Origin of the sequence: Methylocystis sp. ATCC 49242 (genome assembly GCF_000188155.2) — a bacterium.
Lineage (GTDB): Bacteria > Pseudomonadota > Alphaproteobacteria > Rhizobiales > Beijerinckiaceae > Methylocystis.
Map to the genome: position 1 here is coordinate 1977719 of NZ_KE124774.1, position 25283 is coordinate 2003001.

General features: G+C 66.3%; 20 protein-coding genes and 1 other RNA gene. 2 read left to right on the forward strand and 19 right to left on the reverse strand.

Annotation, left to right across the window (positions count from 1 at the left end; translation table 11 throughout):
* The first annotated feature begins 81 nt into the window (after nt 1–81).
* A complete protein-coding gene (locus MET49242_RS11820) occupies nt 82–969 on the forward strand; it encodes an alpha/beta hydrolase (RefSeq protein ID WP_036283138.1) in 888 nt (295 codons plus the stop codon).
* A gap of 7 nt (nt 970–976) precedes the next feature.
* Here MET49242_RS11820 and MET49242_RS11825 read toward each other — a convergent pair whose 3' ends face one another.
* Nucleotides 977–1885: an outer membrane protein assembly factor BamD gene (locus tag MET49242_RS11825; protein WP_051134159.1), complete on the reverse strand. Its 909-nt coding sequence runs from the start codon at nt 1883–1885 to the stop codon at nt 977–979.
* A gap of 384 nt (nt 1886–2269) precedes the next feature.
* On the opposite strand from MET49242_RS11825, the gene MET49242_RS11830 reads away from it, so the two are divergent.
* Nucleotides 2270–3190 (forward strand): hypothetical protein, encoded by a 921-nt coding sequence (locus tag MET49242_RS11830; protein WP_036283140.1) that lies wholly within the window; start codon nt 2270–2272, stop codon nt 3188–3190.
* A gap of 54 nt (nt 3191–3244) precedes the next feature.
* Here MET49242_RS11830 and lpxC read toward each other — a convergent pair whose 3' ends face one another.
* The 18 genes from lpxC to rnpB form a co-directional block, all read right to left on the reverse strand.
* A complete protein-coding gene (gene lpxC / locus MET49242_RS11835) occupies nt 3245–4222 on the reverse strand; it encodes a UDP-3-O-acyl-N-acetylglucosamine deacetylase (RefSeq protein WP_244430801.1) in 978 nt (325 codons plus the stop codon).
* A 91-nt stretch (nt 4223–4313) separates the two neighbouring features.
* Nucleotides 4314–6053 carry a cell division protein FtsZ gene (gene ftsZ, locus MET49242_RS11840; RefSeq protein ID WP_036283141.1) on the reverse strand — a complete coding sequence of 580 codons (1740 nt, stop codon included), beginning with the start codon at nt 6051–6053 and terminating at the stop codon, nt 4314–4316.
* A 162-nt stretch (nt 6054–6215) separates the two neighbouring features.
* Nucleotides 6216–7529: a cell division protein FtsA gene (ftsA, locus tag MET49242_RS11845; RefSeq protein WP_036283142.1), complete on the reverse strand. Its 1314-nt coding sequence runs from the start codon at nt 7527–7529 to the stop codon at nt 6216–6218.
* A gap of 4 nt (nt 7530–7533) precedes the next feature.
* Nucleotides 7534–8538: a cell division protein FtsQ/DivIB gene (locus tag MET49242_RS11850; RefSeq protein ID WP_036283143.1), complete on the reverse strand. Its 1005-nt coding sequence runs from the start codon at nt 8536–8538 to the stop codon at nt 7534–7536.
* Complete coding sequence (locus MET49242_RS11855; RefSeq protein ID WP_036283144.1) at nt 8505–9428, reverse strand: D-alanine--D-alanine ligase; 924 nt, start codon at nt 9426–9428, stop codon at nt 8505–8507. The genes MET49242_RS11850 and MET49242_RS11855 overlap by 34 nt, the downstream gene beginning before the upstream one ends.
* Nucleotides 9429–9617: 189 nt before the next feature.
* Nucleotides 9618–11147, reverse strand: coding sequence for a hypothetical protein (locus MET49242_RS11860; RefSeq protein ID WP_051134162.1), 1530 nt, complete (start codon nt 11145–11147; stop codon nt 9618–9620).
* Between the two features lie 36 nt (nt 11148–11183).
* A complete protein-coding gene (gene murB, locus MET49242_RS11865; protein WP_036283145.1) occupies nt 11184–12104 on the reverse strand; it encodes a UDP-N-acetylmuramate dehydrogenase in 921 nt (306 codons plus the stop codon).
* Nucleotides 12101–13510 carry a UDP-N-acetylmuramate--L-alanine ligase gene (gene murC / locus MET49242_RS11870; RefSeq protein WP_036283146.1) on the reverse strand — a complete coding sequence of 470 codons (1410 nt, stop codon included), beginning with the start codon at nt 13508–13510 and terminating at the stop codon, nt 12101–12103. The genes murB and murC overlap by 4 nt, the downstream gene beginning before the upstream one ends.
* Entirely contained in the window at nt 13507–14622 is a 1116-nt protein-coding gene (murG, locus tag MET49242_RS11875) for an undecaprenyldiphospho-muramoylpentapeptide beta-N-acetylglucosaminyltransferase (protein ID WP_036283147.1), read from the reverse strand. The genes murC and murG overlap by 4 nt, the downstream gene beginning before the upstream one ends.
* Nucleotide 14623: 1 nt before the next feature.
* On the reverse strand, nt 14624–15778 hold the full coding sequence (locus tag MET49242_RS11880) for an FtsW/RodA/SpoVE family cell cycle protein (RefSeq protein WP_036283148.1): 1155 nt from the start codon (nt 15776–15778) through the stop codon (nt 14624–14626).
* Entirely contained in the window at nt 15775–17202 is a 1428-nt protein-coding gene (murD, locus tag MET49242_RS11885) for a UDP-N-acetylmuramoyl-L-alanine--D-glutamate ligase (RefSeq protein ID WP_036283149.1), read from the reverse strand. The genes MET49242_RS11880 and murD overlap by 4 nt, the downstream gene beginning before the upstream one ends.
* Nucleotides 17203–17204: 2 nt before the next feature.
* Entirely contained in the window at nt 17205–18287 is a 1083-nt protein-coding gene (mraY, locus tag MET49242_RS11890; RefSeq protein ID WP_036283150.1) for a phospho-N-acetylmuramoyl-pentapeptide-transferase, read from the reverse strand.
* Between the two features lies 1 nt (nt 18288).
* Nucleotides 18289–19716, reverse strand: coding sequence for a UDP-N-acetylmuramoylalanyl-D-glutamyl-2,6-diaminopimelate--D-alanyl-D-alanine ligase (locus MET49242_RS11895; RefSeq protein WP_036283151.1), 1428 nt, complete (start codon nt 19714–19716; stop codon nt 18289–18291).
* Nucleotides 19713–21164: a UDP-N-acetylmuramoyl-L-alanyl-D-glutamate--2,6-diaminopimelate ligase gene (locus tag MET49242_RS11900; RefSeq protein ID WP_036283152.1), complete on the reverse strand. Its 1452-nt coding sequence runs from the start codon at nt 21162–21164 to the stop codon at nt 19713–19715. The genes MET49242_RS11895 and MET49242_RS11900 overlap by 4 nt, the downstream gene beginning before the upstream one ends.
* A complete protein-coding gene (locus MET49242_RS11905) occupies nt 21164–22966 on the reverse strand; it encodes a peptidoglycan D,D-transpeptidase FtsI family protein (protein ID WP_370635057.1) in 1803 nt (600 codons plus the stop codon). Before MET49242_RS11905 ends, MET49242_RS11900 begins: the two co-directional genes overlap by 1 nt.
* A complete protein-coding gene (locus tag MET49242_RS11910) occupies nt 22963–23442 on the reverse strand; it encodes a hypothetical protein (RefSeq protein WP_036283153.1) in 480 nt (159 codons plus the stop codon). Before MET49242_RS11910 ends, MET49242_RS11905 begins: the two co-directional genes overlap by 4 nt.
* Nucleotides 23442–24482: a 16S rRNA (cytosine(1402)-N(4))-methyltransferase RsmH gene (gene rsmH, locus MET49242_RS11915; RefSeq protein ID WP_036287857.1), complete on the reverse strand. Its 1041-nt coding sequence runs from the start codon at nt 24480–24482 to the stop codon at nt 23442–23444. Before rsmH ends, MET49242_RS11910 begins: the two co-directional genes overlap by 1 nt.
* Nucleotides 24483–24780: 298 nt before the next feature.
* Nucleotides 24781–25178: RNase P RNA component class A (gene rnpB, locus MET49242_RS23675), an RNA gene on the reverse strand.
* Nucleotides 25179–25283: the final 105 nt, after the last annotated feature.

Here is a 25283-nt window from a genome sequence, read left to right on the forward strand (position 1 = left end):
TTTTGCGGTGACGCCACGCATTGACGAGAGGGATGCTCGCTCCCGGCGGAGCGTTCGATTCGTTTCCCGACGGAGGTTGGCATGGCCGGAGCCGAAATCAACGATATTCGCGCGCTTCTCGGCGCAAAGCCCCGGCCCGTGGGCTGGGCGGAGCGGCGCGCGCGCATAGAGGAGGTCGGCGCGATCTGGCCCGTCGCGCCCGACATCGCGCTGGAGCTCGCCCGTTTCGACGGAATTTCCGGCGAATGGTCGCTCGCGCCGGGGTCCGATCCCGGCCGTGTCCTGCTGTTCTTTCATGGCGGCGGCTATTGCTCCGGGTCGCTCGTCAGCCACCGTCGAATGGTCACCGAGGCCGGCCGGGCGGCGCGGGCGCGCACGCTGGCGGTCGCCTTCCGGCTCGCGCCGGAGCACCCCTTTCCGGCCGCCTATGACGACGCGCTGGCGGCATGGCGCTTTCTGCTGTCACAGGGTATCGCGCCGGGTCGCGTCGCCGTGGGCGGCGACAGCGCCGGCGGCGGCCTGACCGTCGCGCTGATGAACCGGTTGCGCGACGGCGGCGAGGCGCTGCCCGCCTGCGCCTGGCTGGCCTCGCCATGGACCGATCTCGCCATGTCCGGCGACACGCTCACAACGAAGGACGCCGTCGATCCGCTGATCCACAAGGCCTATCTCGAAGAATTGGCGAGCGCCTATGTCCCCGCGGGCGTGGATCGCAAAGATCCGCGCGTTTCGCCTCTCTATGGGGCGTTGCGCGGACTGCCGCCGCTCATCATCCAGGTGGGATCGGACGAGACGCTGCTCGCGGACTCGACGCGCTTCGTCGCCGCGGCTGGCGCCGCCGATGTCGCCGTGACTTTGGAAATCTGGCCGCACATGATCCATGCATGGCCGATGTGGAATGCGCGGCTCGAAGACGGCCGGCGCGCGCTTGCGAACGCCGGCGCCTTCATTCAGGCCCACACTCGATAGCGCCGCCTCAGATGGCGTGGAGCGTCTTGCCGATCTTGGAGAGCCAGGAGTCCGTATATTCATGCGGCTCCAGCCCGCCGGTCTTCAGCAATGCGTGCGCATCCTTGTACCACTGCGAGTCGGGGAAGTTGTGGCCCAGAATCGCGGCGGCGGTCTGCGCCTCGTTCGTCACGCCCATCGCCATATAGGCTTCGGTGAGGCGGTACAGCGCCTCCTCCGTGTGGCGAGTCGTCTGATATTTTCCGAGCACGTCGTGGAAGCGGTTGATCGCCGCCGGATAATTCTTGCGCGTCAGATAGAAGCGGCCGACGTTCATTTCCTTGGCGGCGAGTTGGTCGCGCGTCACCTGAATCTTGTAGCGCGCGTCCGTCACATATTCGGACTTCGGATATTTCTGGATGAGCTGGGTGAAGACCTCCAGCGCCTTCTCAGCCGGCTGCTGGTCGCGCATGACGTCCGGCACCTGGTTATAGAAGGACATTCCGGCGAGGTAATAAACGTAGGGCGTATCCGCCGAATTCGGATAAAGGCCGATGTAACGCTGCGCCGACTGCACCGACTCGTCGTAGGCGCCCTTCTGGAACTGAGCGAAAGTCGTCATCAGCAAGGCTTTGCGCGACCATTCGGACGACGGATACTGCTTTTCCAGATCGCCGAATTTTTTCGCGGCGCCCTCGTAATCCTTCTTCTTCAGCTTGGCGAGACCCTGATTGTAGAGGTCGTCGGCGGGGATGTCGGGCAGGATTTCCGTCTTGTATTTCTCGCCGCCGCCGAAGAGTCCGAAGCCGCTCGTCACGGAGTCGAGAAGGTCGGCGCGCGCCGGCGCCGGGGAAACAGCGACGGCCGCCGCCGCGGCAAGAGCGCCAAGACGGGCCGTCCGCATCGCAGAACGGAAGGAAATAGCGATAACCGACATATATTGCGCCCCTTGCGGCAAAGAGCGACGACGTCGCGCGCTCGTGAGCCTCTTAGCCTAAACCGCCGATCCGCGCCACCTCGGGCGCTCCGCGCCGCGGCGCCGGCGGGGCGAGGCGGCGGATTGTCTCAAGACGGCAGAGGGTAAAGACTCCCTTCTGGCGAGATTATGGCGAAGCGCGGCCATTGGCGTTACGATAAGAAATTCCGCCCGCTGTTCGCGGTTCATGGCGGCCGCCGCGTCGCTCCGCGCAACATTCGCCTCAGCAGGTTGAAGACACGCAGCGCCGCTACAAATGGCGCATTATAAACTCATCTGCACGTAACCGAAGGTCGGGATGCGTGCGCGCAAGGAAAAAAGCCGCCACAAACGAGAGGGCGCCCCATGAAATACATCTCATTGTTAATGTTGTCATTCACGGCTTGCGGCCTCCTGTTCGGCGCCGCGCCCGCCGGCGCGCAGGCGACCCGCACCTGGGTTTCCGGCGTCGGCGACGACGCCAACCCCTGCTCGCGCACGGCGCCCTGCAAGACCTTCGCCGGGGCGATTTCCAAGACCGCCGCCAAGGGCGAGATCAACACGATCGACCCCGGCGGGTTCGGGGCTGTCACAATCACCAAAGCGATTACGATCGACGGCGGCGGCGGGCATACGGCGAGCATTCTCGCTTCGCTCGTAAATGGCGTCATCGTCAACGCTGGCCCTAATGATATTGTCCAGTTACGTAATATCGACATCAACGGCGCCGGAAACGGACTGAATGGAATTCGCTTTCTCGCCGGCAACACGCTGATCGTCGAAAACGTCAAAATCTACGGGTTCACGCAGAAGGCGATCGACTTCGAACCGAACACCGCAGGAAGGTTAATCGTTGCGAATTCGACCATCTCGAACAATCTCGGCGCGACGGCGGGCGGAGTCTTCGTTCAGCCCGGCGCCGCCGGCTCCGCCTTGGTCGATCTCGTCAATGTCACTGCGTCCCGCACCGGCGACGGCTTGCGGCTTCTCGATCGCAGCAGGGCCAGCGTCCAGAACAGCGTGTTCAGCGGAAACTCGATCGGGGTGGTCACTCAATGCTCGACCGCAGTCTGCGAAATTGATCTTGAAAGATCCATTCTCTCGGACAACCAGATCGGCGTCAGGACGGCAGGCGCACAAGGGACCGTGCGTCTGTCGGAGACCGGGATCTACAACAACACGACCGGCATCAGCGTCGCGGGCGGCGCAGTGGTTTCCTTCGGCAACAACCGGATTGCCGGAAACACCACGAATGGCGCGCCGACATCGACGGTCTCGCAGCAGTGAAAGCCGCGCCGCACGTGCCGGGAGTCCGGGAAACGCGGCGCACTTGGCAAATTTTCAGGATAAGGAGGCGTCCAGAGCTGCGGGCGCTTCCATCGACGGCCGGATTTCGCAGCGTTCGGCGGCGCCTTCGCGCGCCATGGCCTCCAGCAGGGCCAGATTGAGCCGGTGTCCGCCGCGATAGGAACGGAAAGCGCCGATGATCGGCGCTCCGGCGAGCGCGAGGTCGCCGACGACGTCAAGCATCTTGTGACGGACGAATTCGTCGGGGAAGCGCAGGCCGTGCGGGTTCAGGACGGACTCGCCGTCGAGCACGACGGTGTTGTCGAGCGAGGCGCCGAGCGCCAGGCCCTCGCGCCAGAGCCGCTGGGCGTCGCGCAGGAAACCGAAGCTGCGCGCCCGCGCGATCTCGCGGCGGAAAGTTTGCGGCGTCAGCGCCAGCGCGCGCCGCTGACGCCCGATGCGGCCGTCGAAGGCGATCTCGACGTCGAGATGCAGGCCGCTGTCCGCCGGCCGCACCTCCGCCCAGCCGGCGCCGTCGGCTACGCGCACGGGTCTGGTGACGCGCAAATAGCGGCGGGGGGCTGCGAGATCGATGACGCCGGCTTCGTCGACCGCGTCGACAAAGTCCGCCGCGGAGCCGTCCATCGCCGGGATTTCGCCGCCCTCGACGTCGATCAGCGCATTATCTACGCCAAGACCGGCCAGCGCGGCCAACAGATGTTCGACCGTCGAGACGCACGCGCCTTGCGCCGCGATCTGCGTGCGAAGCTGGGTCGCGTCGACACAGGGCCAATGCGCCGGGATTTCGACGCCCGCGACGCTGAACTGGATTCCGGCGTCCGCGCATGCGGGCGCGAGCGTCACGCGCGCGGAGCGGCCCCCATGCGCGCCGCGCCCGGAGAGCGTGATGGTGCGGCCAAGCGTGGTTTGCGTGGCGCGTGATGTCGGGCGAATGACGCAACCCTCCCGGCGGTGGAATCGGCCAAGAACGCCGGCCAGATTAGCCGATGGACCCGGGCGTGCTCCAGTCACGCTTTCTTACAGATTGTTACAGATTGCCGAGCGCCCATGAAAACAGGGGCCCGCACGAGGCGGGCACCTGAACTTTCGGCGGCGGGGCGCGTCAGTGATTTGACTGGCGGCGCAGGAAAGCGGGGATCTCCAGGTGATCCTCCTCGACCGGACGCGGCGCCGGGGCGCGGCGGCCATGCGGGTCGAGCGCCGCATGGGCGGGCGCATGACCTTGCGGCTGGGGCGCCGGCGCGGCCGGACGCTTGCCGTATTCCGCATGGGTCTGCGTCGGCTGCGGAGCGGCCGGGGCGCGCGGCGGCATCGGCGCGGGCTGGGCCTGCGGGGCCGGCGCCGGACCGCCGTGCATCGCGTCTTCCTGACGGCTCGCGCCGAAGGAGGCGAGACGCTCGAAGATCGACTTACGGCGCGGGTCATGCGCCGCCTCGGCGCGCTGCTGGCGGATCTGATCCTGAATCGGCTTCGGGAAGTCTTCGATCTGCGGCATGCGCGGCGCGCGCGGCATTTCGGGGGCCGGCGGAATATAGGGCGCCGGGGCGGGCTCGGCGGCCATGCGCGGCGCCGGCTCCATCATCGGCTCGCTGTAGGAGTGACGCGCCGGAGCCGGCTCCAGATAGACGCCATTGGTCGTCATCGTCGACGGCGCGACCGGCGCGGGCTCGGCGAAGTAGGACGGCGGAGCGGGCTCGCGCGCTTCCGGCTGATAGGCCGGCGCGGGCGCGCGCTCGGGCGCCGTGTAGATCTGGGCGGGCGCCTCGACGACCGGAGCCGCCGGCTGCGGCTTCGCCGACTGCTGCATCTGGATGCGCATGCGCTCGGCTGCTTCCGCCATGCGGGCCTGGCTCGTCGGATCGTCCGCCGTGATGGCGGCGAGATCGATGCCGGTCGCGACAACCGAAACGCGCACGACGCCTTCGAGCGAGGAGTCGAAGGTCGCGCCGAGGATGATGTTGGCGTCCTCGTCGACCTCCTGACGGATGCGGCTCGCGGCTTCGTCGACTTCATAGAGCGTCAGGTCGTGGCCGCCGGTGATGGAGATCAGCAGACCGCGCGCGCCCTTCATCGACACTTCGTCGAGCAGCGGATTGGCGATGGCCGCCTCGGCCGCGAGATTCGCGCGGCGCTCGCCCGTGGCTTCGCCCGTGCCCATCATCGCCTTGCCCATGCCGCGCATGATCGAGCGGACGTCGGCGAAGTCGAGGTTGATGAGACCCTCCTTGACCATGAGGTCGGTGACGGAGGCGACGCCCGAATAGAGCACCTGATCCGCCATGGCGAAGGCGTCCGCGAAGGTCGTCTTCTCGGTGGCGATGCGGAAGAGGTTCTGGTTCGGGATGACGATCAGCGTGTCGACGCATTTCTGCAATTCGCCGATGCCCGACTCGGCGATGCGCAGGCGGCGCTGACCCTCGAAGTGGAACGGCTTGGTGACGACGCCAACCGTGAGAATGCCCATCTCGCGCGCGATCTGCGCGATGACCGGCGCGGCGCCCGTGCCCGTGCCGCCGCCCATGCCGGCGGTGACGAAGCACATGTGCGCGCCCTGCAGATGTTCGCGGATTTCCTCGCGGGCTTCTTCAGCCGCGGCGCGGCCGACCTCCGGCTGCGCGCCGGCGCCGAGACCCTCGGTGACCTGCAGACCCATTTGAATCACGCGCTCGGCAGGCGAGGAAGCCAGCGCCTGCGCATCGGTGTTGGCGACGAGGAAATCGACGCCGGACAGGCCGGACGAGATCATGTTGTTGACGGCGTTGCAGCCGCCGCCGCCCACGCCGCAGACCATGATGCGGGGCTTCAATTCCCGCAGTTCGGGAGCTTTGAGATTGATCGTCATTTGCCAGGCCTCTCGATATTTACACTGCTCATCGGCGTCGGTTGTCCGTATCCTTGGACGCCCCGTCGCCGAACGCGTCGTCCTCGGTATTTCCGCTCGGCGGCTCGTCTCGGTCTCACTGGCCCGAACGCGCGGAGTCTGGAGAATCACTTGCTCCCGATTCTAGAAGCTTTCTTTTAACCATCTACCCACTCGCGTCATGTAACCGTCGGTTCCGGTCGCCGCCCGTTCGAAGCGATGCGGCTCGAAATATTCGCGGCCCGCGACCTGCGGGTAGACAAGGAGTCCGGCGGCGGCGGCGAAGGCCGGGCTCCGCGCCGCGTCGGGCAAACCTTCGACGCCGATCGGACGACCGACGCGGACCTGGCCGCCGAGGATTCTGCGCGCGGCTTCCGCGACGCCGGTGAGCTGGCTCGCGCCGCCGGTAAGCACGATGCGGCGACTCGGGCCCGAGGGGTAGCCGGCGCGCGCGAGACGATCGCGCAGGAATTCGAGCGTCTCTTCCACGCGCGGACGGATGATGCGCACGAGATGCGATTTCGGCGCGTGTGCCTTGTGCGGGCCGCGCTCGCCGACATGATCGAAGGACACGGTCTCCCGATCGTCGGATGAGGAGGCGATCGCCGAGCCATGGAAGGTCTTGAGGCGCTCGGCGTCCGCGAGGCGGGCGTCGAGTCCGCGGGCGATGTCCATGGTGACGTGATTGCCGCCGAGCGTCACGGCGTCGAGATGAACCAGTTCGCCGCGCGCGAAGACGGCGAGCGACGTCGAACCCGCGCCCATGTCGACCACCACGACGCCCATCTCCGCCTCGTCTGGCTCGAGCACGGAGAGGCCGGAGACATAGGGCGTCGCCGCCATGCCCTCGACGCCGAGATGGCCGCGCTCCACCGCGAGAATGAGATTGCGCGCCGCCGCCTGATCGCAGGTCGCGACGTGAAGGTCGACGCTAAGCTCGTCGCCGATCATGTCCTTGGGCTCGCGAATGCCGCTGACGCCATCGAGCGAGAAGCCCGTGGGCAACGAATGCACGGCGACGCGGCCGCGATGCAGATGATGCGCGGCGGACGCCTCCAGCACGCGATGAATGTCGGACTCGGCCACCTCGCGGCCGCCGATGGCGCGCTTCGCCTGGAAATGCTCGGAGGCGAGGCGCCCGCCGGAGGCGGTGACGATGACCCGGTCGACCTGCATGCCGGCCATGCGCTCGGCGGCGTCGACAGTCTGGCGGATGGCGCGCTCGGCTTCGTCCATGTCGACGACGAGCCCGTGCTTGACGCCCAGCGAACGCTGATGCCCGATGCCGACGACGCGAATGCGATGCGTGCGCCAGTCGCCCGGCGCGACCCGTCCGACCGGCGTGAGGCGCGCGATGAGGCAGGCGATCTTCGACGTGCCGACGTCCAGAGCCGCGAGCGTCGCGGAGCGGCGCGGCGAAAGGGGCTTCATACGCGGCGGGACGATTTGGGCCTTCATGACTCTAACCACCACTCTTGTGCGACTTGCGCGACAGCTTCGCCTCGCGCGAGGCGGCGCCTTCTTCGGTGAGACGAACGGTGACGCGATCCGTCATGCGCAGATCTATGGACATCACATCCTTGTCGAGGACGCGCGCCTCGTGCTGCAAACGTGAGAGCGTCTCCAGCGCGCCGAAGGGATTCTGCTCGGGTAGCCTGACCATGACGCCGTTGGTCATCTCGATATCCCAGCGGCGGCCGGCGACGAGCACACCCGCCTTGACGCGCTTGGCGAGATCGCCGGCGACTTTCATCAGCATGGAAAATTCCGCGAGGCGCTTCTGCGCGCCCTCGCCGACGACGAAGGGAAGATTGAGATAGCGGTCGTCGCGCAGATCGTCGATCGCCACGCCGTCCTCGGAAACGACCGACACATGCCCGTCCCGCTGCCACAAAGCCGAAGGCTGGCGCTCCTCTATCGCCACGACGAGGCGATTGGGATAGAGCTTCATCACCCGCGCCGATTTGACGAGCGGAACCGCCATCAGTTTCTCACGCACCGCATTGGCGTCGAGAAAAGGCAGCGACTGGCGCGGGCCGACGCCGGAGGCGACGAGCAATTCCTGTTCGCTCATCCGCGACTGGCCGGTGATCGTGACGGCGGAAATGTCGAAGCCGACGGCGCGCGCGACAATGTCCCAGGGCTCGCCTTCACGGGCGACGAGATCGGCGTAGCCGCCATTCTGCACGAAGCCCGCGAGGCCGACGCCGCCGAACAGGAGGACCGTGGCCGCAAGTCCGACGCCCGGCCGGCCGAGCGCCGCGAAGCGCGACAGTCGGGAAGAAACATCGACGCGACGGCGCGACTGCGCGCGAGGCGTTGGAGAACTTGCGGGCGCGGGCTGAAAGGGAGCCGTCGGGGCGCCCGCTATCGCCGGGCGGGCCTGGGCGAAGGGGGCATGAACAAGCGGAAGGGAAGCCGTTACCGACTCCCTCAACGATCGCAGGACGCGTCTTCCACCATCCATCTGACAAGCTCGCCGAACGAAAAACCTGCATAAGCCGCCATTTCTGGCACGAGCGAGGTCTCCGTCATTCCCGGCTGCGTGTTCACTTCCAATACGACGAGCTCGCCCGTACCTCCGGGGCGGTCGTCGTATCGGAAGTCCGCGCGGCTGACGCCGCGACAGCCGAGAGCTCTGTGAGCCTCGATGGCTAAATGTTGAACCTCTTGGTAAATATTCTGTTTAAGATTTGCAGGAAGAACGTGTTTCGAGCCGCCTTTCGCGTATTTCGCGTGATAGTCGTACCATCCGCCGTCTGCGGCCAGGATTTCGATCACGTCCAACGCGCGGTCGCCCATCACCGCGCAGGTGAGTTCGCGGCCCGCGATGAATTGCTCCGCAAGCATCAGATCGCCATGCGCCCAGTCGGCCCTTGCAAGCTCCCGCGGCGGTGGCGCGTCGCCGTCCGTGATGATGAAGACACCGAAGGATGAGCCCTCCGAAATCGGCTTCAATACATAGGGAACCGGCAGCACATGCGCCTTCGCCGCCTCCAGCCTATGGACGACTCGGCCTTTCGGCACCGGCACGCCGGCGGCGGCCATCACGACCTTGGCCACGTCCTTCTTCATCGCGACCGACGACGCGAGCACGCCCGAATGGGTGTAGGGAATGCGCAGAAGCTCCAGCACGCCCTGTATGCATCCGTCCTCGCCGAACTTGCCGTGCAGGGCGTTGAAGGCGACGTCAGGCTCGAGCGCAGCCAGAACGCTTGCGGCGTCATGACCCACGTCGACTCGCGAGACGCGATAAGCCTGCTCCTCGAGCGCCTTTGCGCAGGCCTCGCCCGAGCGCAGCGAGATTTCGCGTTCGGCGGAAAGTCCGCCCATCAGCACGGCGACATGTTTGGTCATCACGGTCTCGTTGTCTGGAATGAGGCTGCAAGCCTCGCTCGAAAGTTTCTTGGCGGGAGGCCGAAGCTCGACGTCTGGCGAGCCGCAGCCGGAATGGGGACGCTTGGCAAAATTCGCTTCGCGGATGGACGGGCAATGATACGTGATTCGCGTTAAGGCCGGGACGCCGCCTTGAGCGGCGCAATATTGTCACGGCGCCTTGCGCGTCCAGATCTCGATCTCCCCGGCCTGTCCGGCCTTCTCGTAACCGTCGAGCGCGCGCGCCGTTTCGGGCTGCTTCACGACCCATTCGCGCGTGTCCCTGTCCTCGACGACAATCACGTCGGGCCGCCCGTCGCGCACATCCTCCATGAAGCCCGCAAGATCGCGGCGTCGATATTCCTCGAGACGCGCGCGCCACTGCGGATCTTTCACGTCGCGCAACAGATAGGCCGCGAGACTGGCCGTCCATAGGGCGTTGGGGCGGCCGACCCACACGCCGTCGAGCTGGCGCGTCACGGGATGGCCATAGTCCAGCTGGCGCGCCACGGCGATCATGCGCGGATGAGGCGGCGCGACCCGCGCGATTTCCGCGCGCAAACCCGGATGCTCCTCGACATTGGCCAGCACCTTGACGGCGCCAAACAGCATCGGCGCGGCGATGAAGGCGGGAAGAAAGACGAATTTGAACAGCCGTCCGTCGCGGACCGCCTGCGCGCGCGGATGCTTGTCGAGCGCGAAGAAACACCATGCGAGAAGCGCGAGCGCGACGCCCGGAAACGCATGGTTGCTCCAACCTTTTCCCTGCAGGAAGAAGCCCGCCAGAAAAGCGGCCGACGCATAGGCGCAGACGCGCGCCGCAGCGGGCGCGACGAAGCCGGGAGCCACCGGCGGCGTCGCGAAGCCGCGCGCGGATGCTATGGCGAGCGCGACAAGCAGCGCGATGTTGAAAGGCGCAAGCGTGAAGAACGCCAGATTGCTCGAAGTGTCGCGCGCCGGCTGGTAGACGTCGACGATCGCGGGCAGCGCGTAAGCGGCGTAGGCCGGGAAGAACAGCAGCGTCGCCGCCGCATAGCCGAGGCAGACGCCAAGCGCCGTCGCCATTTCCGCAGTCAACAAAAGCCGGGGCGAGCGCTCGCGCGCGGCGAGCGCCAAGGCCGGCAGAACGATGGCGAGCGCGAAGAAGGGCTTGAAACACACGGCGACGCCGGCGCCGGCGCCAGCGATGACGCGCAGCGGAATTGAGACGCGGCCGCCTTCGGCCGAAGCGGCGAGCGTCGCGAGCATGGGCGCAAGCGCCAGAAGCGCGATATGCTCGCGCTCGGCGAAAACCATCGCGGGCGTGATGAGCAGCAGGAACACGGCGCCGTTTACGAGCAGGCCCCAATCCTCCCGCGAACGCGGCGCGCCGGAACGGAAGACCAGCGCGCTGACGATGAAGGAAACATAGGCGAAAAGGAAAACGAGGCCCGCAACGACGGGCTCTACTGCGACATCGAGCGCGCGCGCCAGGGCGACCGCCGGCGCCAGCGCCAGAAAGGCGGCGGGCGGGTTGGGATCGGTGACGTCGACATAGGGAACGGCGCCGTCGAGAAATTTCTCCGCGAAAGTGATGAACCAGGAAACATCGCAGTCGAGATGGCCGACGATTTGCTGCGTGATCGCGATCAGCGCGAGCGCAAGCGTCGTCCAGGGGCTTGCCAGCGTCGACGCAAGCCGCGCAGGCCGACGTTCGGTCATCACTCCCGGCGCATGTCTCGAACTGATGGAGCTCATCTATGCAACGCCAATCCGTTTGATTTCCCATTGCAGCTCGACGCCGCTCGTCTCGCGCACGCGACGACGCACCGTCTCGCCGAGAGTCTCGATGTCGGCCGCGGTCGCTCTGCCGCGATTGATGAGAAAGTTGCAATGCATCTCGCTCACCTGCGCGTCGCCGACGACGAGTCCGCGACAGCCGGCGGCGTCGATCAACTGCCACGCCTTGTGGCCGTCAGGATTTTTGAAGGTCGAGCCGCCGGTCTTTTCCTTGATCGGCTGCGAGGCTTCGCGCGCTTCCGTTATGCGATCCATCTCGGCGAGAATCTGCTTCGGATCGCCGGGACGCCCCTGATAAAGCGCGCTCGTGAAGATCACATCATCCGGCGCCGAGCAGTGGCGATAAGTGTAACCCATGTCGGCGTTGGCGAAGACGCGAATATCGCCGTTACGGTCGACGCCGCGCGCTTCGATCAGGGCGTCCTTCGTCTCGCCGCCATGCGCGCCCGCGTTCATGCGCAACGCGCCGCCGATGGCGCCGGGAATGCCCCGATAGAAGGCCAGTCCGTCGATGCCCGCGTCGGCCGCCGCGCGCGCCGCCTTCACATCGGGCACAGCGGCGCCAATGCGCAGACGACAATGGTCTTCGACGGCGATTTCGCCGAAGCCTTTTGCAGAGAGGCGTATGACCACGCCCGCGACGCCGCCGTCGCGCACGATGAGATTCGAGCCGAGGCCGATGACGGTGACGGGAATCTCGCGCGGCAGGTGCGCGAGAAAATAGGCAAGGTCCCCCTCATCCGCGGGCATGAACAAAAGCTGCGCCGGACCGCCCACGCGAAACCAGGTGTAGGGCGCGAGCGGCTCATTCGCGCTCACGCGTCCGCGCAATTGCGGCATGAGCCGCGCGATATCGGCGGTGAGGTCGGGGAAGGTCACTGCGCGCCGCCCGCCGCAAGCTGCTCCGGCAGCGCATAGGCCCATTGCGTGATATTGCCGGCGCCGAGGCACACGACATAATCCCCCGGCGCGACGATCTCTCGCACCATCGCGGGCAGGACCTCCGGCGACGGCAGCCCCACGGCGCGGCGATGACCATGCGCGCGAATGGCGTTGACGAGCGCGTCGCGATCGACGCCCTGAATCGGCTGCTCGCCGGCGGGATAAACGTCGGCGATGATGACGACGTCGGCGTCGTTGAAACAGGTCGAGAAGCCGTCGAACAGCGATTGCAGGCGCGTGAAGCGGTGGGGCTGCATCACGGCGACGACCTTGCCTTTCGTGGACGCGCGCGCGGCGCGCAGCACGGCGGCGATTTCCACCGGATGATGGCCGTAATCATCGAAGACCTGCACGCCATTCCAGTCGCCCGTGCGCGTGAAGCGGCGCTTGACGCCGCCGAAGCCCGCGAGCGCCTTGCGAATCTGATCCGGCGAGAGGCCGAGCTGATAGGCGACGGTGATCGCAGCGGTCGCGTTCAGCGCATTGTGATGGCCCGGCATGGGCAGCACGAGATTTTCGAGATAGGTCGCCTGCGCCGTCTTGCGGTCGCGCAGCAGGACATTGAAGCGCGAGACCCCGCCTTCCAGATTGACGTCGAGCAGCCGAACGTCCGCCTGCGGATTTTCGCCGTAAGTGATGACGCGGCGATCCTCGATCCTGCCGACGAGCTCCTGAACCGTCGGATGATCGAGACACATCACCGCGAAACCGTAGAAAGGAAGGTTCTCGATGAAATTGCGGAAGGCTTCCTTTATGGCGTCGAATGTGTGGAAATGGTCGAGATGCTCGGGGTCGATATTTGTGACGATCGCAACGTCCGCGGGGAGCTTGAGGAAGGTGCCGTCGCTTTCGTCGGCCTCCACAACCATCCATTCGCCGGCGCCGAGCCGCGCATTGGTGCCATAGGCGTTGATGATGCCGCCGTTGATGACCGTCGGATCGAGTCCGCCGGCGTCGAGCAGCGTGGCGACGAGCGAGGTCGTCGTCGTCTTGCCATGCGTGCCGGCGATGGCGACGCATTGCTTGAGGCGCATCAGCTCCGCGAGCATCTCCGCGCGACGCACGACCGGCAGGCGCTTCTCGCGCGCGGCCGCGAGTTCCGGATTGTCGCGCTTTATCGCGGTCGAGACGACGACGACGGCTGCGTCGCCGAGGTTCTTTGCGTCGTGTCCGATAAAAACGGAAGCGCCCTTCTCGGACAGGCGCTTGACGTTGGCGTTTTCGGAAGCGTCCGAGCCCTGCACCGTATAGCCGAGATTGAGCAGCACTTCGGCAATACCTGACATGCCGATGCCGCCGATGCCGACGAAGTGAATGGGGCCGAGATCGCGCGGCAGCTTCATACCTGTCTCCGTTCCAAAGCGCGGGCATGGGCCACGCTCAAAATTAGATCCGCAAGCCGCTCGGCGGCGTCAGCAACGCCGACATGTTTTGCGGCCTGCGCGCGCGCGGCAAGCTGCTGCGGCGCGTCGATGAGTTCCGCGAGGCGCGCCGTGAGAAACGCGGGCGTGAAATCGCTCTGTCTCACGGCCTCCGCCGCGCCCGCCTGCTGCAGGAAGGCCGCGTTGGTCGCCTGGTCCTGATCGAGAGCATGGGGCAGCGGCACCAGCATCGCAGGCCGTCCGATGACGGCGAGTTCCGACACAGTTCCCGATCCGGCGCGCGCGATGATGAAATGCGCGGCGGCCATGCGCGCGGGAAGATCGGTGAAGAATGGCGCGATTTCGGCTTTGACATTAGCGCTATTGTAAATCGCCTCGACGCGAGAAATGTCCTCGGCGCGCGTCTGCTGCACGAGGCGGATGCGCGCGCGCAGATCGTCCGGCAGCGCGGCGATCGCTTCTGGCACGATGTCCGCCATCACGCGCGCGCCCTGCGAGCCGCCGGTGACGAGAAGGCGGAAAAGCCCGTCCGCGAAGTCGGGATAGGGAAGCTTCGCCGCCTCCAGCACATTGGGACGCACCGGATTGCCAGTGACGACGACCTTCCCCTGCAACGGGCCCGGCACGGCGAGATTGGGCAGGCCCGCGGCGATCCTGTCGACATGGCCCGCGAGAAAGCGGTTCGCTTTTCCCATCACGCCATTCGACTCATGCAGCGCGCTTGGAATGTGCAGCATGGACGCCGCGAGCAGCGGCGGCACCGTGGGGTAGCCGCCAAAACCTATGATCGCGCGCGGCTGCAATTTGCGCAGCAGCGCCGCCGCCTGCGCGGTTCCGTAAGCGAGACGCGCCACGGCCTGCGCGCGCGCGAGGAGCGAACCGCCGCGCGGCGTCGCCGCAGGGATCGTGTGCATGGCGCGCGCGGGAAAGCTCGCGCCATATTTCAGCGCGCGTTCGTCGGTGACGAGCTCCACCGCGACGCCTCGTGCGGCAAGCGCATGGGCGAGAGCCTCGGCCGGGAAGAGATGGCCGCCGGTGCCGCCGGCGGCGAGAAGGATGGGCGCTTCGCTCATGTCACGCAACCGCCGGCTGACCGCTCACGGCGACCTCTGTGAGAACGCGCGTGCGCGGACGCTTGCGCGTGACGGCGAGCAGGAAGCCCATGCCGAGCGAGAGCGAAATCAGCGACGAACCGCCATATGAGACGAAGGGCAGCGTCATTCCCTTCGCGGGCATCAGATGAACGTTCACAGCCATGTTGATGCAGCTTTGCAGACCGAAGAGCATGACCAGTCCCGCCGTCGCGAAGCGGCAGAAGGGATCTTCATTTCGCGCCGCGGAGAAGAGCCCGCGCACGACGATGAAGGCGAAGACGGAGGCGAGCGCGATGCAGACGATCACGCCGAACTCCTCGCCGATCACCGCAAATATGAAGTCCGTATGCGAGTCGGGAAGGATACGCTTCACCGTGCCCTCGCCCGGCCCCTTGCCGAACCACGAGCCGGCGATGAAGCTTTCCAGCGCCGTCTCGGACTGGAAGTTCGACGGCACGCCCGCGACGGGCGGCGGCGGCTCGAGAAAGGCGTCGATGCGCGCCCGCACGTGCGGCGCGAATTTATAGGCGAGCAGCGCGGAGAAGCCGCCGAGACCGCCAAGCCCCACGACCCAGATCCAGTGCAGCCCGGCCATGAAGAACAGCGCCGCCCAGACGATGGAGATCAGCATGGTCTGGCCGAAGTCGGGTTGCAGCACCAGCGGGCCGATCGTGAGCGGAAAGAGCAGCAAGGCGATCGTGTTGCCCGGCACGTCCTTGCGGCGCGCGCCCTCCGAGAAGGCCCATGCGACGACGACCACGAAGGCGGGTTTCAGGAACTCCGAGGGCTGGATGCCGAAGATCCAGCGCTTCGCGCCCTTCACCTCCTGCCCGAAGAACAGGGTCGCGACGACGAGCGCGAGCGAGATGACGAAGATGACGAGCGCCGTGCGGCGCACATGACGCGGGGAGAGGAAGGACGTCCCGATCATCACCGCAAGCGCCGGCAGCAGATAGGCGACCTGCCGGTTGACGAAATGGAAGGTCGCCAGATGCAGGCGCTCGGCGACAGGCGGACTGCCCGCCATCGCGAAGACGAGCCCCGCGACGATGAGAAGGCCGATGCTGGCGAGAAGCCAGCGGTCGACCGTCCACGCCCAGTCCGAGAAGGGCGTCCGCTCCGCGCGCGAAATCATGTGTGTGCTCCTCTGCGCGCCGCGAGTATCGCGGGCAGTCCATGCACGATTCCGCGAAAGGCGTCGCCGCGCACTTCGAAATTGGGAAATTGATCGTATGAGGCGCAGGCCGGCGACAGCAGGACGACAGGCTCCTGCGCCTCGCCCGCGAGCGCGTCGAGCGCCGCACGCGTCGTTGCGACATCGAGCGTCTCGCAACGCTCGAAGGGAAGCGCGCCTTCCAGCGTGCGCGCAAATTCATCGCTCGCGGCGCCGATGAGATAGGCCTTGCGGATGCGCGGGAAATAGTCGCGCAAGGGCTCGATGCCGCCCTCTTTCGATTTGCCGCCGATGATCCAGTAAATGTCGTCGAAGCTCGCCAGCGCTTTTTCCGCCGCGTCGGCGTTGGTCGCTTTCGAGTCGTTGACGAATAGCGTGCGCTCGATGCGTCCGACTTCTTCCATGCGATGCGGCAGGCCCGGATAGCTCAGCAGGCCTTGCGCAATCTCGTCATCCTCGAGGCCGCATTCCCATGTGGCGGCCGCGGCGAAGGCGGCGTTCTGCGCATTGTGCGCGCCGCGCAGCGCCCGAGCGCCCTTGAGCGTTCCGATCAGCTCCGCCTCCTCCGGCGGATGTCCCTTCTCGCGAAAATAGACGCTGCCGTCCTCGACATAGAAACCCCAGTCCAGCGTGCGCGCGCCGGAAACCGGAACGACCCTTTGATCGGGCCGCGCCGCGGCCAGGAGACGCCCACCGATCGCATGAGTGTAAATGTCATCGACGCCGACAAGCGCGACCTCGGCGCCGGCGACGAGCCGCTCCTTGACCGCCGCGTAATTTTCCATCGAGCCATGACGGTCGATGTGATCGGGCGTAAGGTTGATCAACAGGCCGATGGTGGGGTTCAGAGACGGCGCCAGATCGATCTGGAAGGACGAGCATTCGATGACATGGATGCGCTCGTCGGAGGGCGGCTCGAGATCGAGGATCGGCACGCCGATATTGCCGCCGAGCTGCACGTCGCGACCGGCCTCGCCCAGAATATGCGCGATCAGCGCGGTCGTCGTCGACTTGCCATTGGTGCCGGTGATGGCGACGAAAGGCGAGCCGCCGGTATGGGCCGCACGCTCGCGACAGAAGAGCTCGACGTCGCCGATAATCTCGACGCCCGCCGCCTTCGCAAGCGGCACGGTCCAGTGCGGGGTCGGATGCGTCAACGGCACGCCGGGCGTGAGAATGAAGGCCGCGAATTGCGACCAGTCGGCCTGCGAAAGATCCTCCAGCGGCACGCCCTGCGCGACAGCCTTCAGACGCCCGGCCTCGCCGTCGTCCCAGGCGTGCACATGCGCGCCGCCGGCCATCAGCGCCCGGGCGGTCGAAAGGCCAGAGCCGCCGAGACCGAAAAGCGCGACGCGCTTGTCCTTGAATGTCGTAACGGGAGTCATCGTCACCTCAGCTTCAGGGTCGCGAGGCCCGTCAGGGCCAGAACGAAGGCGATGATCCAGAAGCGGATGACGATCTGCGGCTCCTTCCAGCCCTTCTGCTCGAAATGATGGTGGATCGGCGCCATCAGGAAGATGCGCTTGCCGGTGAGCTTGAAATAAGCCACCTGGATGATCACCGAAGCGCCCTCGAGCACGAAAAGGCCGCCGACGATAACGAGCACGAATTCCTGCTTCACCGCCACGGCGACAGTGCCGAGAAGGCCGCCGAGCGCGAGAGAGCCCGTATCGCCCATGAAGATCTGCGCCGGCGGCGCGTTGAACCACAGGAAGCCGAGGCCGGCGCCGATGAAGGCCGAGCAGACGATGGTGAGTTCGCCGACGCCCGCGACATAATTGACGCCGAGATAATTCGAGAAGATCGAATTGCCGACGAGATAGGCGAAGATCGCGAAGGTTCCCACGGCAATCATCGAGGGCACGATGGCGAGGCCGTCGAGACCGTCCGTGAGATTGACGCAATTTCCGGCCGCCACGATGACGAAGGCGCCGAAGACGACGAAGAACAGGCCGAGCGAACCTATGTAGCCCTTGACCATCGGGATCGCGAGCTTCGACATGTTCTCGCCGCCGACCCGCATGAGAAAGTAACATGCGAGTCCGGCAATGAGGAATTCGAGCGCCAGCCGCGCCTTTCCGGAGAAGCCGGCGTGCGACTGCTTCGTCACCTTCAGATAGTCGTCGTAGAAGCCGATCGCGCCGAAGGACACTGTGACGAAGAGCACGATCCAGACATAGTAGTTGCGCAGATTCGCCCAGAGCAGCGTCGCGGCGACGAGACCCGAGAGGATCATGAGCCCGCCCATGGTGGGCGTGCCCTTCTTCGTCACGAGGTGAGAGGCGGGTCCGTCCTCGCGAATCGGCTGGCCCTTGCCCTGCTTGATCCGCAAGGCGGCGATGCTGGTCGGACCAAAGAAGAAGACGAAGAACAACGCCGTCGCGGCCGCCATCGCGGCGCGAAAGGTGATGTAACGGAAGATGTTGAGCGGACTGAAGAGATACGACAGGTCCGCGAGCAGCGTCAGCATATTATTGTCCCTGGTTCGCCTTCTGCGGCGCGAATTTCTGCCTGACGGCGGCGACGATCCGCGACATGCGCGAACTGTTCGAGCCCTTCACCATCACCACGTCGCCGGCGCGGAGGGCGGCGAGAACGGCTTCCTCCAGCTCCAGCGCCGTCCGCCGATGCGCGGCGCGCATGGCGTTGGGCGCGGCGTAATAGAGGCTCGCCATCAGCGGTCCGGCGGTAAAGAGCAGATCACACTTGGCGCGCGCAAGGTCCACCGCGAGTTCGCCATGCAGCTCGGCGCCGCAAGGGCCAAGCTCGAGCATGTCGCCGAGCACCGCGATACGCCGTCCGCCCGCGCCGGGCGTGGTCGCGCCGAGCAGCTCGAAAGCCGAGCGCATGGAGGTCGGATTGGCGTTGTAGCTCTCGTCGATCAGCGTGAACGGGCCGCTCGGCGCCATCAGTTTCTCGCGCGCGCCGCGCCCCGACGGCGGCGTGAAATCGGCTAACGTGAGCGCGGCCTTTTCCACATCGATGTCGAATACGGCGGCGATGAGCAGCGCGGCCAGCGAGTTGAGGGCGATATGTTTACCCGGCGCGCCGATACGATAGGCGAGGCGCTTGCCGAGAATATCCGCCTCGACTTCGCAACCGTCGTCGATGCCCTTGTAGGACAGAAGACGCGCCTCGGCGCCTTCCGACTCTCCGAAGCTGAAGATATGACCCGCCGTCGGCGCTGCGGCGGCGGCAAGCCGCTCATAGGTCGCATCGTCGCGGTTGATGATCGCGACGCCGCCATCGAGCGCGGAGAAGATCTCCGCCTTCGCGTCGGCGATGCCCTCGACCGAGGCGAAATGTTCGAGATGCACGGCTGCGACGCGCGTCACCACGGCGACATGCGGGCGCACTTGCGCGACGAGGCCCGTAATTTCGCCAGCGTGATTCATGCCGAGTTCGAACACGCCGAAGCGCGAGGCCGCCGGCATTCGCGCCAGCGTGAGCGGCACGCCCCACTGGTTGTTGTAGGAGGCGACGGAAGCATGCGTCTCGCCGAAACGCGACAGCATCAGCCGCGTCATATCTTTGGTGGAGGTCTTGCCGACGGAGCCGGTGATCGCGGCGATGAAGGCGCTGCTGCGCTCTCTCGCGCGCTTGCCGAGCATTTCTAGCGAGCGCTGCACGTCCTTGACGATGAGGAGCGGTCCCGCGCCGGAAAATTCCGCTGCATGCGCTTCGTCGATGACCGCGGCGGCGGCGCCTTTCTCGAAAGCCGCGCGGACGAATTCATGGCCGTCGCGCGCCTCGCCCTTGATTGCGAAGAAGAGGTCGCCCGCCTTCAGCGTGCGCGTATCGATCGAGACGCCGGTCGCCTCGCGCGCGAGCGCGCCGCTCACGCGCGCATGCAGCGCGCCGACGAGCGCCAGACCCGACCACAAAGGTTCCTGCCTCATGAACGATGCTCCTGCAACGCTTGCGCTATTGCCTCGTGATCCGAAAAGGGCAAGACGCGATCGCCGACAATCTGGCCGGTTTCATGGCCCTTGCCCGCGACCACGAGCACGTCGCCGGCGCGAAGGTCGGCGACGGCCTTCGAGATCGCCTCGCCCCGGTCAGCGATTTCGATGATCTCCGCCCCGCCGCCGCGCGCGCCTTCGATGATCGCCGCGCGAATGGCGTTTGCGTCTTCGCTGCGCGGATTGTCGTCGGTGACGATGGCGACATCGGCGGCGCGCGCCGCGATCTCTCCCATCAGCGGACGCTTGCCCCTGTCGCGGTCGCCCCCGCAGCCGAAGACGACGATGAGGCGTCTTTTTGTCAACGGCCGAAGGGTCGCAAGCACTTTTTCGAGCGCATCGGGCTTGTGCGCATAATCGACGAAGACCGGAGCGCCGTCGCGCTCGCCGATGAATTCGAGCCGGCCGGGAGCGCCCTTCAGCTCGTTGAGCGCTGAGAAAACGCGCGCCGGATCATCGCCGGCTGCGATTGCGAGGCCGGCTGCGACGAGCGCGTTCGACGTCTGGAAGGCGCCGGCGAGCGGAAGCTCGACACTGTAATCGACGCCGGCGTGACGCAGCTTCAGACTCGTCGCCAGCGCATGAGCGCGCGCCTCCCGCACCGCAATCGCCTCGCCTTTGGCGCCGACGCCGAAGACGTTCAATCCGCGCTTTTCGCACACCGCAGCCACACGCGGCGCAACATCGCTGTCGGCGTCTATCACCGCCGTTCGCCCAGGCTGCGACAGCGTATCGAACAGCCGCATCTTCGCCGCGAAATATTCTTCCATGTCGCGATGATGATCGAGATGATCGCGCGAGAAATTGGTGAAGCCGGCCACCGAGAGGCGCACGCCGTCGAGGCGGCGCTGATCGATCCCGAGCGACGAGGCCTCCATCGCGAGATGCGTCACGCCGCGCCCCGCAAGGTCGTCGAGGATCCGATGCAGTTCAACGGGGCCCGGCGTCGTCAACGCGCCATAATGCGCGCCCTTGGAGTCGACGACCCCGACCGTGCCGAGCGACGCCGCTTCATGGCCCATCGCCGTCCATATCTGGCGCAGAGAGGCGACGACGGAGGTCTTGCCGCTCGTGCCCGTGACGGCCGCGATCACTCGCGGCTGCCGCGGATGGAAGCGCGCGGCCGCATGCGCCAGCTCCGCGCGCACATCGTCCACCACGACGAGCGGCAGCGAACATTCCGACTGACGCTGGGCGACGACGACGCGGGCGCCGCGCGCCCTGGCGTCGTCAACATAGGAGAGTCCGTCCCCCGCGTGACCGGGAATGGCGAAGAACGCGAACCCCTCGCGGATCGCACGGCTGTCCGCCGACAGTCCCGCAATCTCGATTCCCGCCAGAGCGGGATCGAGGTCGTTTCTCGCGAGGAGTTCAGTGAGACGCATCAGTGGCCGTGGCCTCCCGTGGCCGGAACATTGGCCATGCCAAAGCCGAGTTTCGCAAGCAAGGGGAAGGGCTGATGCGGCGGCTCGAAACGCGGCGCGAGGCCGAGGATGGGACCGACGCGCTCGATGATCTCGCCCGTGACATGGCCCGAGTTATAAGCCGCCGTCGCATAGCCGCCGGTTTCCGGCAGGCCCTGCGGTTCGTCCATGATGGTCAGGAACAGATATTTCGGCTTGTCGGAGGGCGCGACGGCCATAAAGGTCGTGAACAGGCGGTTCTTGGAGTAATGGCCGCCGATCACTTTCTCCGCGGTGCCGGTCTTGCCGCCGACGAAATAGCCGTCGATGTTGACCTTCTTGGCCGTGCCGATTTCAGCGTTGAGGCGCATCAGATAGCGCATCGCCTCGCTCGTCTCGGGCTTGACGACCTGCACCGCCGTCTTCATCGCCTCTTCCGGGGTGCGCTTCAGGAAGGTCGGCGTCATCAGATAGCCGCCGTTCATGAGGGCGCCCACGGCCATCATCGCCTGCAGCGGCGCGACCGCGAGACCGTGACCGAAGGCGATGGTCATCGTATTCAGCTCGCCCCAGTTCTTGGGCACGATCGGCTCGGCGCTTTCGGGCAGCTCCGTGCGCATGCGTGTGAGCTGGCCCATCTTGCGCAGGAAGGCCTTGTGCTTCTCCACGCCCTGCCCCATCGCCATGCGCGCCGTGCCGACGTTGGAGGAATAGGTGAACACTTCCGGCACGGTGAGCGCGCGATTTTGCGCGTGATAATCGTGGATCTTGAAGCGGCCGAAGGAGAGCGCGCCGCGCGCGTCGAGCCGCGAGTTGAGATTGACCTTGCCGGAGTCGAGCGCCATGGCGATCGTGAGCGCCTTGAAGGTCGAGCCCATCTCATAGACGCCGACGCTCATGCGATTGATGTGCAGCGGATCGAGCGCGTCGGTCGGCTTGTTGGGGTCATAGTCCGGCAGGGACGCCATCGCGACCACTTCGCCCGTGTTCACGTCCAGGATGGCCGCAGCGCCGGCTTTCGCCTTGAAGTGAATGACGCCCTTTTCAAGTTCGTCGCGTAGCGCATGGGTTGCGCGAATGTCGAGGGAGAGCGAGATCGGCTTCAGATCGTCGGGCGTCGCGCCGAAGCCCATATTGTGCAGATCGGCCAGTCCCTGTCCGTCGATATATTTCTCGACGCCGGCGATGCCCTGGTTGTCGATATTCGCAAAGCCCAGCACATGCGCGCCGATAGGGCCGTTGGGATAAACGCGCTTGTTTTCCGCGATCAGGCCGACGCCGGGAAGGCCCAGATGGAAGACCTCGTCGCGCTGATGCGGCGTGACTTCGCGCTTCACCCAGACGAAGCCTTTCTTCGAACCGAGGCGCTCGCGCAATTCCTTGGAGTCGACGTCCGGCAGGACGGCGGTGAGAAGCTCGGTCGCCTCATCCTTGTCGATGAGGCGGCGCGGCTCCGCGAACACCGACATCACCTTCACATCGCTCGCCAGCACCTCGCCATTCCGGTCGAGAATATCTGGACGCGAGGCGGCGACGGCTTCCGCCGCGGCGCGGCGCGTCGTCGCCGGCTCAGGCCTGAATCCGAGATAGACGAGCTTGGCGCCGATCACGCCGTAAAGCGCGAGAAAGCCGAAGGCGGCAAGCTTCATGCGCGGCGCGCTCGACGACAGGCTCGTCGAGAAGGCCGCATGCATGAAGCGGCGAAGGCGGGAGCTCTTTCGCGCCTGCCCCGGCGCCAGAGTTTCACGCATGTCCTGCTCGCGCATGTGCTGTTGCTGTGTCATTGCTTGTGCCGCTCATGGCTGGCGCTCTGGCTTGCGCCTTGCGCCCTGGTGTTCGTTGCGGGCTTGGCGGGCGCAGTCTTCGGGGTCGTCGGCGCGGCCTTCGGCGTCGTCGTCGGCGCCTGCGGAGCGGCGATCGGCGTGGCGGCGGCGCTCAGGCCGAGCGAATCCAGCTTGCTGCCAATGGCGTCGACGCGGGCCGCTTTCTCCGGCAATGACTGCGCCGCGACGAGCTGCGTCACCTGCAGCGGCTTCAGGTCGGCGAGATATTTGTCCGCGAGCGGCTGCAAACGCTCGGGGCGCGTCATATAGGACCATTCAGCGCGCAGCACCGCGATGGCGTCGCGCTCCGCCTTGATCTCGATCTTCGTCTTCGCGATCTGCTCGGCGCGATAGCTCGTCTGATATTTGATCGAATAGGCGTAGACCGCCGATCCGACGAGCGAAAGAATTGCGACGATGTTGAGAAGCCGCAGCATCAGGGTTTTCCTTTGTCGCGGACGGGCAGACGGGCGAGCCGCGCGAGCCTGTCGTCGAGCGGAAGCGCCGGCCCCGCCGTGCGCGTGGCGAAGCGCAGCTTCGCGGAGCGGGCGCGCGGATTCCGCTCGGTCTCCTCGCGCGTCGGCGCCACGGGCTGGCGCCCCTCGCAAATAAAGCTCCTCGGCGGCGGCGCGGCTTCGCCCGGCAGGCGGCGTGAACCGGTTTCGCCGCGCCCGCAGCGCTCGGCGAAAAACTGCTTCACGATGCGGTCTTCGAGCGAATGGAAAGTGACGACGGCAAGCCGTCCGCCCTCGGCCAGCGCGCGCTCCGCGCCGGCGAGACCGTCGAGCAGTTCGCCGAGTTCGTCGTTGACCGCGATGCGCAGCGCCTGAAAGCTTTTCGTCGCCGGATGAATGTCGCCCGGCCGGCCGGGCGCGACGCGCGCGATCATCTCGGCCAGCGCTCTGGTCGAGGCGAAGGGCGCGAGTTTCCGGTCGTGGACGATGGCGCGGGCGATGCGGCGCGCGGCGCGCTCCTCGCCGTAGAAATAGAGAATGTCGGCGAGGGTCTCTTCGTCCGCCTCGTTGACGATGTCGGCGGCGGTCTGGCCACGCCCTTCCATGCGCATGTCGAGCGGGCCGTCGCCGCGGAAGGAGAATCCACGCTCGGCCTCGTCGAATTGCATAGAGGAAACGCCGATGTCGAAAACGACGCCGTCGAGCGGCGCGAAGCCCCGCGCGCGCGCGACCTCATCGAGCTGCGAAAAGCGCGCTTCGACGAGCGTGAGCCGCCCCCGCGCCACTTCGACCAGCGGCCGGCCGTCACGCACGGCGTTCGGGTCGCGGTCGAGCGCCAGCACGCGCGTTTCCGGATGGGCGAGGATCGCGCGCGTATAGCCGCCTGCGCCGAATGTGGCGTCGAGATAGCGACCGCCGGGCGTGGGGCGAAGGGCGTCGATCACTTCGCGCAGCAGCACGGGAACATGGCGAGCCGCTCCGCCTGTGGCGGCGAGGCCGTCCGCGCCGCGACCCGTCGTCATCCCCCAGCTCCCTGCCTTGACGCCAATCGCCATCCGCCCCTTTGCACGCCTGTATCGGGACGCAACTCCCCGCGCATGAGCCCCTCCGCCGGCGGCAAACCGGCTCCCGGTCTCTGGTCGTCGCGACGAAATCAGTTGGACGGGCATTGGTTTTTCGAAGCGTCGAAGAGACGGCGGCGGGCCGAAGCGCCTCTATGGCGCCTTACTCCATTAAGCTTTGTTAGTGTTAAGGGAGCGTTTACGCCGGGCCGGGATCGGCGCGCCGCGCGCAGCCGGCCGCCGGCGCGGACGCAAAAAATTCGCCAGCCGGCCTGTAAGCCGGGTTCTGTATGGCCGCGCCGGTTGCCCGGCGCGACGTGACGGCCATTCCTCTGGGACGGTCGTCGCCGACCGCCTCTGGCGACCAACCCGGGCGACGGCCCGGAGACGGGCATGGGAGCGAACTCCCGTGTCACCCCTATTCGGTCTTGCTCCCGGCGGGGCTTGCCATGCCTGGGGCGTCGCCGTCCCAGCGGTGCGCTCTTACCGCACCCTTTCACCCTTGCCGCGCGGCGCGCTCTTGCGAGCGCAAACGCGGCGGTTTGCTTTCTGTGGCGCTTTCCCTGGGGTCTCCCCCGCCGGACCTTATCCGGCGCCGTGTCTCCGTGGAGCCCGGACTTTCCTCTGCCTTGCGGCAGCGGCCATCCAGCCGACTGGCTGGATCAGGGATAGGGAGACGGAGCGCCAAATGCAAGCCTTGCGAAGGCGCCGCCCCCTCCCGTGACACGCAAGGAGCCGACGAATCCGCCGCGCGGCGCCCGC

Bases quoted from the DNA above. Each gene is read 5' to 3' on its own strand.
- MET49242_RS11905 (WP_370635057.1), bottom strand. From the start codon at position 22,966: ATGACACAGCAACAGCACATGCGCGAGCAGGACATGCGTGAAACTCTG.
- MET49242_RS11880 (WP_036283148.1), bottom strand. From the start codon at position 15,778: ATGATTTCGCGCGCGGAGCGGACGCCCTTCTCGGACTGGGCGTGGACG.
- rsmH (WP_036287857.1), bottom strand. From the start codon at position 24,482: ATGACGACGGGTCGCGGCGCGGACGGCCTCGCCGCCACAGGCGGAGCG.
- ftsA (WP_036283142.1), bottom strand. From the start codon at position 7,529: ATGAAGGCCCAAATCGTCCCGCCGCGTATGAAGCCCCTTTCGCCGCGC.
- MET49242_RS11850 (WP_036283143.1), bottom strand. From the start codon at position 8,538: ATGGATGGTGGAAGACGCGTCCTGCGATCGTTGAGGGAGTCGGTAACG.
- murD (WP_036283149.1), bottom strand. From the start codon at position 17,202: ATGACTCCCGTTACGACATTCAAGGACAAGCGCGTCGCGCTTTTCGGT.
- MET49242_RS11820 (WP_036283138.1), top strand. From the start codon at position 82: ATGGCCGGAGCCGAAATCAACGATATTCGCGCGCTTCTCGGCGCAAAG.
- MET49242_RS11825 (WP_051134159.1), bottom strand. From the start codon at position 1,885: ATGTCGGTTATCGCTATTTCCTTCCGTTCTGCGATGCGGACGGCCCGT.
- MET49242_RS11830 (WP_036283140.1), top strand. From the start codon at position 2,270: ATGAAATACATCTCATTGTTAATGTTGTCATTCACGGCTTGCGGCCTC.
- MET49242_RS11855 (WP_036283144.1), bottom strand. From the start codon at position 9,428: ATGACCAAACATGTCGCCGTGCTGATGGGCGGACTTTCCGCCGAACGC.
- MET49242_RS11910 (WP_036283153.1), bottom strand. From the start codon at position 23,442: ATGCTGCGGCTTCTCAACATCGTCGCAATTCTTTCGCTCGTCGGATCG.
- MET49242_RS11900 (WP_036283152.1), bottom strand. From the start codon at position 21,164: ATGCGTCTCACTGAACTCCTCGCGAGAAACGACCTCGATCCCGCTCTG.
- murG (WP_036283147.1), bottom strand. From the start codon at position 14,622: ATGAGCGAAGCGCCCATCCTTCTCGCCGCCGGCGGCACCGGCGGCCAT.
- ftsZ (WP_036283141.1), bottom strand. From the start codon at position 6,053: ATGACGATCAATCTCAAAGCTCCCGAACTGCGGGAATTGAAGCCCCGC.
- murC (WP_036283146.1), bottom strand. From the start codon at position 13,510: ATGAAGCTGCCGCGCGATCTCGGCCCCATTCACTTCGTCGGCATCGGC.
- MET49242_RS11895 (WP_036283151.1), bottom strand. From the start codon at position 19,716: ATGAGGCAGGAACCTTTGTGGTCGGGTCTGGCGCTCGTCGGCGCGCTG.
- mraY (WP_036283150.1), bottom strand. From the start codon at position 18,287: ATGCTGACGCTGCTCGCGGACCTGTCGTATCTCTTCAGTCCGCTCAAC.
- MET49242_RS11860 (WP_051134162.1), bottom strand. From the start codon at position 11,147: ATGACCGAACGTCGGCCTGCGCGGCTTGCGTCGACGCTGGCAAGCCCC.